We start from the raw sequence: 14,207 nt of genomic DNA, 5'->3' as shown, positions 1-14,207 counted from the left end.
AGATTGGTTACTTGGCTAAAATTGTTAATATTTCAATATTCAAACTGAATTCGTATAATTCAACGCCGTTGATAACGGCAAATAGTTTTTTATTTGACTTTTATTTGACTCAGTTGCCATGTCATTGCTAATCACTTTTAATTAACATTACCAATAGCTTAACTGTCAATTTTCTGTCTTGTGTCGTAAATACTTTAAAACTGAAATTTATAATGCTTTTTCTGTGCCAATTTGTATCAAACCGAAAGTTTTTCTTACATTCTGCTTACACGCACTAACATTTAAAGGCTTATATATAGTCGAACAACGACATCGAGCCGACTTTACTAAACACACTTGATACCGCGTTGAGCGACATCTGTTGTTTTTCAAACTCGGTTATCGCTTCGGCGTAATCTAAGTCTTCAAGCAAAGACAATGCCGATTGGTTAACCAGCTGCTCCTCTTTGTGTGTGCTGGTATAGTTTTCTAAGCTCTTTAAACTATTGCCTGCCACACTGCGGCTGCTTGCCATCTGTTCTTGTCCGCTGCTAACGTTATTCAATAACTGTGCCATTTCCGCTTGGCCTTGCGGAGTATTCAATTTACTTCCGTCTTCAAGCAGCGCTATCGCGCTGTTTAAGGTATCGAACATGTTGGAGTTTTGTTCAGGCGTTAACTCAAATGTATCACCTGCAACAGGCGCACCTTTAAGCTGCAGCTCAATGCCATCAACGGTTACAGGATTGGTGACATCAAAATTTGGAATGGTAGTCACTGCCCCAGCTGAGTCAGTCACATTGAGATCGAGGCCGCCAGCGCCATTATCAGCAAAATCAAAAGTATAATTCCCGGTCACTGGTAAACTTGAATCGGTAATTTTGGCGCTTTCGACACTAAACTTACCTTGCTGTGTCGACGAATAATTGACGCTGTAATCACCAGTGGAATTAGCGGCGTTCATAAAGACGCTATCACCCGCAATATTGCTGCCAACAGTTACGCCTGAAGCCACAACGGAATCTCGTACACCAGAGTCGCCGCTGTAAACCACCTTGCCATTGTTGTCAAAAGCAAAAGGTTCTGAATTGGTTTTAAAGCCAGCAAATAAGCTATTACCGGATTCATCTTTACTATTGGCAATAGAGAGTAGCTCTTCGAGGCTGCCACGCATGTCATCGGCAATTGTTTGCCGATCGGAATCTCTCAATGTGCCGTTTACTGAGCGGAGCATTTGCTCTCGCATGCTGGAAACGACATTTTCAGCATTACCTATTTTACTTTCGCTAACAGCCAAACGATTTGAGGCGTAATCAATGTTCTTTAGAAACTGATCGACCACAGCGCCCTGCTGTTTAAGATTATCGATGCCGATAGCGGCAACGGGATCATCACCCGCCGTGTTGACCTTTTTACCGGTTGCCAGCTGCTCCATGATTTTGCTCGTCGCTGACTGGCTTTTCATCACGTTGGTGGTAGTTTGGTTAAACATTTGCGCCGTTGAGATTCTCATCGTATTGTCCTTTCTCTACTTTTTAATACCGTGTTAGCGCAGTGCGCTAAACAAAGTATTAAATATTTCCGTCGCGGTAGTCATTATCCGCGCCGACGCTTGATAGGATTGCTGAAAGCGCATTAAATTAGCCGCTTCTTCATCAAGATTGACCCCTGACACACTTTGAACTCGGGTATAGGCTTGGTTGTAAATCGCCCCTGCTGAGCCCACTGATATTTCGGCTGACTTGGTCTTACCGCCAATATCGAGTTTGGTATTTTCAAAAACATCCGTGAGGGTGGTTTTACCGCCGTTCATCATTTTGGTTTCGTTTAACTTGGCCATATTGATTAGGTTACTGTTATCGCCGTCTGCGGCAGGACTTGTCCCTGCGGCAGCAATACCTTTGCCGTCGGTCATGGTGACCGATAACGCCGAGGCTGCACTTGAGGTGGGGCGAATTTCAAATTTGTCGCCCGGCGACATCACGCCACTGGCGATATCAATACTAAAACCGTCTGCACCTTCAAGCGTATTACCGTTAACGGTCAGCGTGGTGACTTTGCCAGTATTGCTATCTTTAAGTTCATATTGAGATGTGGCAGAAAGACTTAGCTCATAGCTGCTGCCGGTAAGTGAGCCAACATCATCAATATTGACACTCAAATTAGCATTACCGGTATTGGTTGATAGCGCGCCGACCCGGCCGAGTTGCATTGAAGGGTCGTTGATATCGGTAAAGATATTAGCGCCTACTTGGCCATTGAGATCAAAACCTTGAGACTGCGCCTGATTAAATGCATCCGCAACGCCAAGCGCAAATTGACCGAGCTCAAGCTGTGCAGGGATCAAGGTGTCATCACGGTAGTCAACCAACGCCCCCAACTGCCCGCCGACTTTTGACGCATCAACCACTAAACTCTTGCCACCCGCAGAAGCGGTTATTTGCAGCTCCTGCCCGTGAGGATCCCCCGGTTTTGTACCAATTTGCATTGATACTTCACCAGACACCAGCATGATTGAACCACCAAGCATTACACTCTTAGCGCCAGATTCTAATGGCACAACATTCACTTCAGCATATTCACTAAGCTCAAGGATCAGTGCGTCTTGTTTATCAAGCAACTGCATATCTTGACCCTGAGACTTCATTAGCTCACGGTTTAAATTGCCAAGTTCATTACTGATCTCATTGATACGGTCTGTGACAGCCGAGATTTGATCGTTGCTTTGACTCATTTGTCCATCAAGATGCTGCTGCATCTGATTAACGTTATTAGCCAACTGATTGGCATTGGTCAGTAGAGAGTCACGCAGCCCCAAATCGTCAGGAATATCTGCCAAGCTGTTTATGCCCGCAAAAAAACTGTTTAGCGATGCCGGGACAGCCGAGCCGATTTGAGAAAACAGTTGGTCGAGCTCAGACATTTTGCTGTAAGTGGTTTGAGCTTCACTTACCGCCGTTTGACCTATACGCAACTCACGCGCGGCGTAATCGTTATAAACGCGTTTTACGTCAGAGACATAAGTACCCGCACCATAAAATTCGCTGCCCATTCTCTGTGACTCTAGGCTCGATTGTGAAACAACCTGACGGTTGTAGCCATCGGTATTCGCATTGGCGATATTGTTACTGGTAATCGCCAGTTGAGATTGTGACGCTAGCACCCCGGTGCGAGCAATGCTCAGCAAGTCCATTGACATTATTTACAACTCCCCATTACAAACGGTTGCAAAATTGGGTTTATCATTGCTTAACCCCTTGTAAAACTTCTTTAAAATCTCGAGTGATTGTTTTCATTACCTGCATTACTTTATCGGTATACTTTGGATCAGTGGCGTAACCCGCATCTTGCAGTGACTGCACAAAGGCTTGTGGATTAGCGGCCTTTTTCATCGCGTCTTGGTAACGTTCGCTATTGGAGACAAATGACACAAAATCGTTAAAGCTCTGACCTATATCGTCATACACTCTAAAATCTGCCTTTTGCTTGACCGCTATGCCTTGCTCGTACTCCAGTGTATTAACCTGGGCTTTGTCGCCCTGCCAGCGGTTGTCAGCTTTGATATTGAATAAATTATTACTTTGCTGTCCAGCAACGCCCTTGACCATTTTCTGGCCCCAACCGGTTTCCAGTGCTGATTGTGCGATGAGCACTTCAGGTGTGGTGCCTAATTGTTTAGCGGCTTTTTCAGCATGGGGGTATAAACGACTCACGAATTCATCTTGACTGGTAAAGTCTGCTTGTGACTTGTCGACATTCAGTGCTGCCGACGGCAAAATCTTGCCACTTAAAAGAGAATCTAATGTTTGCGGCGCGACGCTAACACTAGTGCCAAGACCCAAGGGTGAACTTGCGGTCGTGCGTGAGGTTGGCATCTGCATCGCATGGCCGTTATCGAGTGTAAAACCATTGGATCTAGCGGAACTGTCACTGTCACCTCTTAATACTGAGGCCGGTGTCATTGGACTGTTAGTAGGGTCGAGTTGTTGTACCATCAAGTCAGCTAATCCGAGCATGCCTTGGCCTGAGAGGTTCAAAGACATCTGCTGATCATGCATCTGCTCGTAAAATTTGGTGTATTGGCTGTTCATCGGGCTGTCGGATTCAAACACAGCATTAGCATCTCGCATGCTCTTCATTAGCATCTGTACAAAAATACCTTCAAACTGTTGCGCCACTTCTTTTAGCGCACTGTTTTCACCTTTCTGGGCTTTGGATCTGAGTGAGTCTAATCCCCCCAGATCCAAAAATTGCGATGCATTCGACAACTTATCCATGACTCATTCCCACTCAAACCGACAATTTTTAGATTATTATCAGTTCACCATGCAAAGCGCCTGCCATCTTTAACGCTTCAAGTATTGCCAGTACATCTGAAGGTGCTGCCCCAACGAGGTTAACCGCCCGTACTAACTCATCTAGCGTGGTGCCAGGGTTAAACATAAACATGCGACTATCATCTTCAGAAACATCAATGGTGCTATCGGAAGTGACTACGGTTTGACCATTGCCGAATGGATTAGGTTGAGAAACTTGAGTTGCTTCGGCAATCGTCACTGTCAAGCCACCATGAGTGACCGCAGCTGGCAATAATTTGACGTTTTGCCCGACGACAATGGTGCCCGTCCTTGAATTAACAATCACTTTGGCTGACTCTTCAGCTGGTTCGATTTCGATATTTTCAAGCGTGGCTAGAAATGACACTCGTTGTGATACATCACGTGGCGCACTCACTTGCACAGACGCAGCATCGAGCGGTCTTGCCATACCAGGGCCTAATAAGTCATTGATTGCGTCTGACAATCTTTTAGCCGTTGAAAAATCAGCACGACGGAGGTTAAAGGTGAGGTAATCACCTGTCGAAAATGGCGTAGCAACCGTACGTTCAATAATCGCGCCATTAGGAATACGGCCAACGGTGGGGGTATTTTGGATAACTTTAGAGCCATCGAGCCCCTCAGCACTAAAGCCACTCACAACCATGCTGCCCTGCGCAATCGCATACACATTACCATCGATCCCTCTAAGGAAGGTCTGTAGTAGCATGCCGCCACGTAAACTCTTAGCTTCACCTAAACTTGACACTGCAATGTCTAAGGTCTGCCCAGGTTTGATAAAGGGTGGCATGTTGGCACTCACCGCAACCACGGCGATGTTTTTAATTTTAGGTCTGAAATTATCCGGCAAATTAATACCAAAGTTCTTCAACATGGTTTTAAATGTTTGCTCGGTATAGCGTGTCTTTTCGCCGGTGCCAGGTAAGCCAACCACTAAGCCATAACCAATCAATTGGTTACTTCGTACCCCTTGGACATTGGCTATATCTTTAATGCGCTGCGCCTGTACCGGTGAGGCAATCACTAATATCGCACAAAGTAATGCCAGTTTTATTTTCATCATGAAAAGTCCTTAGCTAATGTAAGCGAGCTTATTGTCGCTCCACAGCTGCCCTCACAGGCGGTTAAATGTCGCAGTCCGCGCGGCACCTTGGCTTATTATTGTTGTTATGAGTTATCAATGACGACCTAAAATGGCCACCAGCTCCCCATAAAGAATGAACTGAGCCATCCCACTTTTTGTACTTCGGCAAACGTACCCGTTCCGCTGTATTGGATACGAGCATTTGCCACTCGCGGCGAGTCGATGGTGTTATCAGGACGAATGTCTTGGGCACGCACAATGCCAGTAATACGCACAAACTCATCGCCGTTATTAATGCTTATCCACTTCTCACCACGAATAACTAAGTTGCCGTTATTGAGTACTTTCATCACGTTTGCAGAAATACTGCCCGACAAGCTGTTGCTTTGGTCTGCGTCTGATTCTCGCTTAGTGTTCATGCTGTCTTTATAACGTAAATCGATGGGTTTACCCCCGATGGTAACGTTACCGCCGCCTGCATAAATCGGGTCAAGAGACAGATCAGTACCTTTTTTAATTTCGTTATTGGCACTCTTTTTAGCTTGAGTCGATTCCATCAGTATTACGGTAATAATATCGCCCACTTTCAATGCCTTAATGTCTGAATAAAGGCTTGAGGCTTGGCTGTCTTGATACATAGACCCGGTTGCGGCAATTTTTGTTGGCGGCGCTTCAGGGTAAACCGGTGCGTAATACGGATCGTCAGCAATCGGCTTTCCATTGGTTGAACTACAACCTGAAAGCGCAGCAATAACGATTAACATCCAGTAACGACTCATACAAAAACTCTCTTCACATTTAAGGCATATTGAGTGCCATATACGTTGAAATTAACAGTGGCGAATAAGCCACTTAAACTGATTTTACGCTTACAAATTCTGGTTCACGTACGACAACATCTGATCAACCGCAGAGATAACCTTGGAGTTCATCTCGTAGATCCGCTGACTTTCAATCAAGTTCACCAGCTCTTCTGTTACGTTAACGTTTGAGGTTTCTAATGCGCCTTGGCGAATAGCGCCCATCCCATCAAGGGATGCCGTACCTTGGATAGGCGTGCCGCTGGCTCCGGTTTCCATATAAAGGTTTTGCCCCATAGGATCCAGGCCTGCAGGGTTAATAAAGTCAGACATTGAAAGCTGGCCAACCACTTGGTTTTCAGCATTACCTGGGGTTTTAACCGACACTTCGCCTTCAGCCGATACCGTAATACTGCTGGCATCATCAGGGATGGTAATGGCAGGTTGCACCACATAACCCGAACCTGGCGTTACAATTTGTCCTGTGTCATCCAAGCTAAATTGACCGGTGCGAGTATAAGCCGCAGTGCCGTCTGGCATCTGCACTTCGAAAAAACCAGGACCTTCGACCATCAAGTCTAACGAGTTATCGGTCGTCAGCATGTTGCCTTGGGTAAAGACTTTTTGAGTCGCCACCACTTTAGTACCCGCGCCGATGTTCAAACCATTGGGCAATTTGGTATTTGACGCACTAATACCACCCGCTTGATTCACGTTTTGATAGAGCAGATCTTCAAAAACGGCACGGCTCTTTTTAAAACCAATGGTGCTGGCGTTGGCCACGTTGTTTGAAATTACAGCAATGTCAGTTTGCTGAGCGTCTAAACCAGTCTTACTTATCCATAAAGCGGGATGCATAGTCTTTCTCCTAGCTTATGCGCATTAATGAGGCGGAAGCTTTATCGATTTCTTCTGCTGTCTTCATCATCTTGACCTGCATCTCAAACTGACGTTGTATGTCAATCATCGATACCATTTCATGTACTGCATTAACGTTACTGCCTTCAACAGCACCGCTAAGTAACCCAACGCTAGGATCTGCGGCGGCTACTTGACCCGATATTTGACGGAATAAACCATCTTGGCCACGCATCATATTTTCATTACCAGGCTTGACCAACTTAATACGGCCCACCTCTTCAATAACCTCAGCTGTGGCACCCGATGGGCGGACAGAGATAATGCCATCTTGCGATATTTCAATTTTTTCGATAGGCAGTGGCAACACGATGGGGCCATTGTCACCCATCACAGCCGTGCCTCTATCATTGCGTAAAACGCCAGTGGTATCGAAGCTTAAGCTACCTGAACGAGTGTATGCTTCGCTACCATCTGCGGCTTGAACCGCAATCCAGCCATCACCTTTTACGGCAATATCTAGATTTCTACCGGTGGTTTTCATCGGACCACTGGCAAAGTCAGCTGACGGGTTTTCGGTCATGGCGAACACGCGCGTTGGCAAACCTTCACCAAAGGCTTGCATCGAACGCGCCTGAGCGAAATCCGATTTAAATCCGTCAGTACTAGCATTTGCCAAATTGTTGGCACTGATAGCCAACGCATTCATATTCTGTTTCGCGCCGCTCATGGCGACATAGAGTAACTTGTCCACTTAACGCTCCGTCAAACTTCCGTCTAACGTATTAGATAGCAAGCATCGTGCCAGAAATGTAAGTGTTGCAATGGGATATAAAAAGAGAGAGTTGCAGCAAGAATATAAACAATGGGACTAAAAGAGGAAACACGTTGCCGTGGCGGCAACGTGTAAACGTATAACGCGGCTAAAAACCGCGTTAATAGACCTTAATGATTATCGGATCTGCAGTATGGTTTGTTGTAGCGTATTGTTGACTTCCAGCGTTCTCGAGTTAGCTTGGAAGTTACGCTGTGCAGAGATAAGGTCAACCAACTCGGTGGTCAAATCCACGTTAGATTGCTCTAGTGCTGAAGAACGAATGCCACCAAAAGTGCCACTGTTTGCCTCACCCGCTAATGCTGGCCCCGAATCAATGCTCGCTTTCCAAGAGGTATTACCCGCTTGTGATAAGCCCTGCTCGTTGGCAAAGCGAACTAATGCTACCCGTGCCAATGGCACTGTTGAACCATTACTGTAACTCGCGTTAACAAGGCCATCGGCCCCTACTTCAACGTTAGTTAAACGACCTACGGTAGTTCCGTCTTGGGTTAATTCCGTTACTTCAAATGGTGATGCATATTGAGTAGGTTGATTAAACTTAAGGTTTAATGTTTGCGTACCATCAGCGCCAGCGCCGAGAACATTGGCGCCGCCAACTCCGAGGGCTTCAGTCTTAATGGTTGCAGGATCACTCCCCTCATATCCACCCGTATCGTTAAAAGAGATTGCAGCGCCTTTCCAGCCACCCGCGGTTTCAGCCGGTGCCGTGCCATCTATCGTACCATCACCACTATTATCAACATTATAAGTGCCTGCAGCAGGGTCGACATTCACTTTTTTGCCATCAACTGCGTAAAATGCAACCCAGTTACTTTCGCCAGTGTGCGCCGCATTGGGTGGGCGAACAAAATAGCTTGTCATAACATGTGGCTCACCTAATGAATCATACATGGTGACTGACGTTGAATTGTTGAATGTATCAGGGTCATCGGGGTTGAAATCTGCTGGACTAAATGTCTTATCTCCCGCATTCAAGTTCATCTGCATACCAATATTTTCAGTTTTTACTGGGCTACCTGCCGTATCCGGAATTTTGACTGGCTGCGTGGTGGTCAAACTCACTGATGTTGAGTTGCCATCTTTATCAACCGGGAAGGTTTGCAGAAAGTTACCTGCTGAATCAACCATGTAGTTGTTTGAGTCAAACTTAAACGCCCCCGCACGAGTAAATGAATGATCTTGTGATCCAACTTCTGATGAAGTGACGAAGAAACCACCGCCGTTAATCGCCATATCAAGTGAGTTATTGGTAAATTGTAAGCTACCTTGCTGGAACTGCTGCGCCACCTGGCTGGTTGCAACACCGCCACCGACGGTTGTTTTGCTATTAGCAAAAATAGAGGTCGCGTAAACATCGGCAAACTCAGCACGTGATTCTTTAAAACCAGTGGTGTTAACGTTAGCGATATTGTTTGCGGTTGTATTGAGATCTTTTTGCGCAGCAGATATACCGCTCAGAGCAATGTTAAATGACATAGTTCACCTCTATCCTTGTTCAATTCGTTTTAGGAGAGGTTTATCTGCCTCTCTTATTAATATCTGTCGTGCGTTTACGATTCTGACACCGCTAATACATCACTAATCTTAATACCGCCAACGCCGCGCAAATTCAAAATAGCGCCGGTAGCTGCTGTCCCTAACGACACGCTCGTGACGTGAGCGTAAGTTGAAACGGGTAATTCTTCACTCTTGCCATCGACTTTACCCGTGACTTTTAGGGTGTAACTCCCTTCAGCAACAGGCTCGCCATTTTTACCCATACCGTCCCAAGTCACCTCAACGTTGCCGCCCGCACTGCCATCCACTTGAAAAGTAGATATCAGCTGACCAGATTCATCTTCGACGCGAACGGTTAAGTCTTTAATCGTTTCAGGCGTACTGACGACACCCTTTATGACCGGCTCTTCAGCTGAGATATAGCCGGTATCCGATGGGATAAGTACTTTTTGCCCAACCAGACCTGACGCTTGCAAGGCTTGGCTTGATGTCGTTAGCGCATTGAGGTTAACAATCTCTTCGTTAAGCTTGCTAATACCGTCAACGGTCGAGAACGATGCCATCTGTTGGATCATTTGATCATTGTCGACTGGCTTAAACGGATCTTGCATCGACAACTGTTGACTCAACAGCGAGAAGAAATCTTCTTGCGATAAGTCCTGACTATTGGCTTCAGGTATTGAATTTTCTGCAGGCAAACGCAAACTGTCTAAAAACGGATTACCCGTTGTCGGAGTCGACGTTGCTGCCGCGTTACTTTGTACCGTCGTCTGCGTCGCAGCTTGCGGCGTAACAGTGCTAGCACTTTGTGGCTGGCCTGTTGCAGATTGCGTGTTATTGAGCGGATTAATAAGGCTCAAAATTTACCTCCAGCTTTCACTGAGTTTATTTACCAATTCTAAGGGTTTGCTGAAGCATCGATTTTGCAGCTTCAGTCACTTGTACATTCATCTGATATGAGCGAGAGGCAGAGATCATGTCGGCCATCTCCTCCATCACATTGACATTGGGCTTATAGATAAAGCCATCAGTGTCGGCCATTGGATGACCTGGCGAGTATTCTTTATTTAACGGTAAGTCGCTTTCTACAATTCCCTTAACGGCAACGGCTTGTGAAGCACTTTGATGCTGTTGAGCTTGGTTCATTTCAGCTTCAAAAATAGGATGGCGAGCACGATAGGTCTTACCCACACTGCTAGATACAGAGTCTGCGTTGGCAATATTACTGGCCGTGGTATTGAGTCTGACCGATTGCGCCGACATACCCGAACCTGCGACGTTAAAAATATTAAATAAACTCATAATTATTCGCCTCTAATCGCTTTTTTCATGCCTGAAAACTTGCTGTCGAGAAAACCGAGTGACATTTGATACTCAAGGGCATTTTTCATGAAGGCTGATTGCTCCTCTTGAATGTCTACTGTATTACCGTCACCGGTGTCTGGCTGATTCGGTACCCGATAAGCGACATTTTGCTGCGTTAACGCGGCTAAATCGAAGTGCTTGCTATCGCTCTTGGTCATGGACAAGCCCGATTGACGTGACTGCGCTGAATTCATCGCTTTAGCAAAATCAACATCGCGGGCTTTATAGTTTGGTGTGTCGGCATTGGCAATATTTGAAGATAGGACCTCTGCACGTTGAGAGCGTACGCCCAAAGTGTACTGATGAACGCCTAATGCACTATCAAAATTAATCGCCATAAAATTGCCTCCTCAGCTCGATAGCTAGAATAAAGCAATTGGTGTGCCAAATTAGTCTAAAAGAATGAAAATAGACGATTTACTTAGGGGGGAGCGCTATAACGGCGGGATGATGCGGATAAACAGGGTGTCAAAAATGCGTTGATTGCACTTCAACACCCACAACAATAAGCTTAAGTTCGTTTTTGGTAATAGATGCCAGGATTACAACGCACCATATCAAACTCATCAGACAAACCGGCAATAGACTCTGACGCACCCAAGAAAAGAATACCTTTAGGGTTCAGTGCGGCAGCAAATTGCCGCAATATTTTCCGCTTTGCCTCTGGAGAGAAGTAGATCAATACATTGCGGCAAAAGATAATGTCGAACTTGCCGAGCAAGGTATAATTTTCGAGCAAGTTGTGAGCTCGAAAATTAACCAATTGCTTCACATTGTTCTTAATCACCATATTACCCGATGGCAATGCATCAAAAAAATGACGTTTTCGTTCATCTGATAAACCACGGGCTAACGCTAAATTGTCATACTCCGCTTTTTTACAGCGCTCAAGCATCGTCGGCGAGAGATCCGTCGCCAATATACTCGCTCCACCGGGCAGTGTTCCAGGTTTACGCTGCTGATATTCCAGAATCGTCATACTTAAAGAATACGGCTCTTGCCCCGACGAACAGGCAGCTGACCATATTTTTACCGGTCGACCGAGTCGGCTGTAATTGGGCAAAATGGAATTAAACAGCAACTCGAAAGGATAGCGGTCGCGAAACCAAAGGGTTTCGTTGGTTGTCATGGCATCGATAACTTCAGTGCGAAGTTGACGCTCTGTGGGTTTCATTGAATGCTTTACAACATCCGATAAAGAGGGAAGATTATACTTGCCCATTAGCGGCGCCAATCGACTGCGCACAAGATATTGCTTGCTGTCACCGAGCACAATACCGCTGTGCTGCTCTAAAAACAGTCTGAACTGATGGTACTCGTTTTCAGCAAGTGATTTATTCGGCACTCTGTATCCTAAATATCAATAAAACAAGTCGCATAAAAGGCGCAACTTTACAACAATCGCTGGGTTATACATTAGCCATCTCGGAAACACAAGCAAGACTTGGTTTCCGCTGGCTTTGCTGTGAACTTAGCCCTACGCGTTATAAACTTAAATGTTTGTTTACCGCGGCGGCTAACTCATCAGGGTTAAACTTAGCAATAAAGTCATTAGCGCCCACTTTTTGCACCATCGCCTGATTAAACACGCCACTAAGCGAAGTATGTAACACCACTTTGATGTTTCTAAGCTTAGGATCATCACGTATTTCAGCGGTGAGGGTATAACCATCCATTTCAGGCATTTCAATATCTGAAATAATCAACGGAATTTCAGTCGACACGTCGTCGAGTTCCGCCGCTATTGCACGTAACTTTTCTAATGCTTCTTTACCATCTTTGGCAGTATCGATTTGCAGATCAAGCGAGGCTAACGCTCGAATAATCTGTTTACGGGCCACCGATGAGTCATCTATCACCATAATGTGATAATGCTTATTTCTATCGATTGTCAGCTTCTCGTCTAACTCTTTACTGATGTTGGTATTGACGGGTGAAATCTCATCTAAGATTTTCTCAACATCCAAAATCTCCACTAACTCATTATCAATCTCTGTCACGGCCGTCAAATATGAGCCACGTCCGGCGCCTTGTGGTGGCGGCATGATCGCTTCCCAGTTCATATTAATAATACGTTCAACCGAACTGACCAAGAACCCCTGCACACTGCGGTTGTACTCAGAAATGATAATAAAGCTGTTCTCAATGTTCTCAATTGGGCGGCCGCCTGTTGCAGCACTCAAATCAATCACTGAAATGGTCATGCCGCGTACATGGGCAATGCCACGCACACTAGAGTTAAGCCTAGGTAAGCTTGTTAACGGAGGGCATTGCAGCACCTCTTTTACCTTAAATACGTTAATGCCGAATCGTTGACGTCCATTAAGTTTAAATAACAATAACTCAAGTCGGTTTTGCCCAACCAATTGCGTTCGCTTATTTACTGAATCAAGAATGTTCGACATAAAATTTGCCTTGTACTTACTTTTTATCGGTTAAATCTAAAAGATTAAATTTAGGTGTAGTTAACGCTTATTTCGTTGATCTTTCGCATCCATATTGTCAATACTGATCAATATAAATTCATCCCTACATTTAGGCATACTACTTGCTTAGTTAGCACTATCTGATTCAAACGTTGCGACATCAGTCAACTTTATGACGCCCAACGATTTAATGAGTTCGCTACCGACATTCTACAATTAACACGACTTAGGTGCATTCTAGCGAATCAAGCTAATGTATTCATTATGAAAATAAATTTTTGGTTACTTTCTACCGTACTTTATTTCCCTGTAATCACTATTGCAGATGCCAATCAGGTTGCTAGTGTTCCCTCTTTATCGACCATTTCTCGATTAGCTATAGCGGCAGTTGAAGAAAAAATTGAAGCGCCAGAAAAAGCGAAGGTCAATATCACGCCGCAAAAATTAGATACCCGCGTCAGCTTGCCTAATTGCTTTCTGCCGATAAAAGCAGAAATAGCCAGCGATCGAGCAATAAGGCGTAACAACACGGTCAAAATAAGCTGCGACAGCCCAGACTTGAGTTACCCATGGCAAATATTTTTATCGGTAAGGGTCGATATTCTCTACCCGGTAGTGGTGGCTAAAGCCACCTTAGGCCCTGGCGATTTAATCTCACAAAGCGATGTAGCCATTGACTATGTCGAGCAAAGCACGCTGCGAGGTCAACAGTTTGACCAATTAAGCCAAGTGGTCGGCGCGCGGCTTAAACGTCGAGTCGCACCACAGCAACCTATTTTTAATAACCATCTGTGCGTTGTTTGTAAGGGCGACACTGTCTCTATCATTGCACGGTCTCAAAACTTCGAGATAAAAACCGTCGGCGAAGCATTACATGATGGCAATTTAGGCGACAAGATTCGGATTAAGAACAGCCATTCACATAAAACCTTAAACGCAAAAGTCATTGCGGTTGGCCAAGTTGAAGTAAGAATGTAAAATAACATTAAAGTTAACGGTTATCGCGCCGATAGCATGTGTAAG

Annotated in this window: 14 protein-coding genes; 1 reads left to right on the top strand and 13 read right to left on the bottom strand. The window is 45.3% G+C overall.

What is annotated here, in order from left to right; genetic code table 11:
* Nucleotides 1-289: 289 nt before the first annotated feature.
* From flgL to CXF82_RS14070, 13 genes are all read right to left on the bottom strand, one after another.
* On the bottom strand, nt 290-1,492 hold the full coding sequence (flgL, locus tag CXF82_RS14130; RefSeq protein ID WP_102044403.1) for a flagellar hook-associated protein FlgL: 1,203 nt from the start codon (nt 1,490-1,492) through the stop codon (nt 290-292).
* 33 nt (nt 1,493-1,525) lie between these two features.
* Nucleotides 1,526-3,178 (bottom strand): flagellar hook-associated protein FlgK, encoded by a 1,653-nt coding sequence (flgK, locus tag CXF82_RS14125; RefSeq protein WP_102044402.1) that lies wholly within the window; start codon nt 3,176-3,178, stop codon nt 1,526-1,528.
* Between the two features lie 43 nt (nt 3,179-3,221).
* Nucleotides 3,222-4,256 (bottom strand): flagellar assembly peptidoglycan hydrolase FlgJ, encoded by a 1,035-nt coding sequence (gene flgJ / locus CXF82_RS14120; protein ID WP_102044401.1) that lies wholly within the window; start codon nt 4,254-4,256, stop codon nt 3,222-3,224.
* Nucleotides 4,257-4,284: 28 nt separating this feature from the next.
* Nucleotides 4,285-5,376 carry a flagellar basal body P-ring protein FlgI gene (locus CXF82_RS14115; RefSeq protein ID WP_101092311.1) on the bottom strand — a complete coding sequence of 364 codons (1,092 nt, stop codon included), beginning with the start codon at nt 5,374-5,376 and terminating at the stop codon, nt 4,285-4,287.
* A 128-nt stretch (nt 5,377-5,504) separates the two neighbouring features.
* A complete protein-coding gene (gene flgH / locus CXF82_RS14110) occupies nt 5,505-6,179 on the bottom strand; it encodes a flagellar basal body L-ring protein FlgH (RefSeq protein ID WP_101092232.1) in 675 nt (224 codons plus the stop codon).
* Between the two features lie 90 nt (nt 6,180-6,269).
* A complete protein-coding gene (gene flgG / locus CXF82_RS14105; RefSeq protein WP_101092233.1) occupies nt 6,270-7,058 on the bottom strand; it encodes a flagellar basal-body rod protein FlgG in 789 nt (262 codons plus the stop codon).
* Nucleotides 7,059-7,068: 10 nt separating this feature from the next.
* A complete protein-coding gene (gene flgF / locus CXF82_RS14100; protein WP_101092234.1) occupies nt 7,069-7,812 on the bottom strand; it encodes a flagellar basal-body rod protein FlgF in 744 nt (247 codons plus the stop codon).
* Between the two features lie 198 nt (nt 7,813-8,010).
* Nucleotides 8,011-9,372: a flagellar hook protein FlgE gene (gene flgE, locus CXF82_RS14095; protein ID WP_102044400.1), complete on the bottom strand. Its 1,362-nt coding sequence runs from the start codon at nt 9,370-9,372 to the stop codon at nt 8,011-8,013.
* 74 nt (nt 9,373-9,446) lie between these two features.
* Nucleotides 9,447-10,253, bottom strand: a complete 807-nt coding sequence (gene flgD, locus CXF82_RS14090) for a flagellar hook assembly protein FlgD (protein WP_101092236.1) — start codon at nt 10,251-10,253, stop codon at nt 9,447-9,449.
* Nucleotides 10,254-10,278: 25 nt separating this feature from the next.
* Complete coding sequence (flgC, locus tag CXF82_RS14085; RefSeq protein ID WP_101092237.1) at nt 10,279-10,695, bottom strand: flagellar basal body rod protein FlgC; 417 nt, start codon at nt 10,693-10,695, stop codon at nt 10,279-10,281.
* A gap of 2 nt (nt 10,696-10,697) precedes the next feature.
* Nucleotides 10,698-11,096, bottom strand: coding sequence for a flagellar basal body rod protein FlgB (gene flgB / locus CXF82_RS14080; protein WP_101092238.1), 399 nt, complete (start codon nt 11,094-11,096; stop codon nt 10,698-10,700).
* Between the two features lie 173 nt (nt 11,097-11,269).
* Nucleotides 11,270-12,103 carry a CheR family methyltransferase gene (locus tag CXF82_RS14075; RefSeq protein WP_101092239.1) on the bottom strand — a complete coding sequence of 278 codons (834 nt, stop codon included), beginning with the start codon at nt 12,101-12,103 and terminating at the stop codon, nt 11,270-11,272.
* Between the two features lie 139 nt (nt 12,104-12,242).
* Nucleotides 12,243-13,163: a chemotaxis protein CheV gene (locus CXF82_RS14070; RefSeq protein ID WP_101092240.1), complete on the bottom strand. Its 921-nt coding sequence runs from the start codon at nt 13,161-13,163 to the stop codon at nt 12,243-12,245.
* A gap of 285 nt (nt 13,164-13,448) precedes the next feature.
* On the opposite strand from CXF82_RS14070, the gene flgA reads away from it, so the two are divergent.
* Nucleotides 13,449-14,162, top strand: coding sequence for a flagellar basal body P-ring formation chaperone FlgA (gene flgA, locus CXF82_RS14065; protein WP_101092241.1), 714 nt, complete (start codon nt 13,449-13,451; stop codon nt 14,160-14,162).
* Nucleotides 14,163-14,207: the final 45 nt, after the last annotated feature.

The sequence above is a fragment of the Shewanella sp. GutDb-MelDb genome, assembly GCF_002836075.1.
Classification (GTDB): Bacteria; Pseudomonadota; Gammaproteobacteria; order Enterobacterales; family Shewanellaceae; genus Shewanella.
Note: the sequence above shows the minus strand (reverse complement) of the source record. Positions and strands in the feature narration are given on the sequence as shown.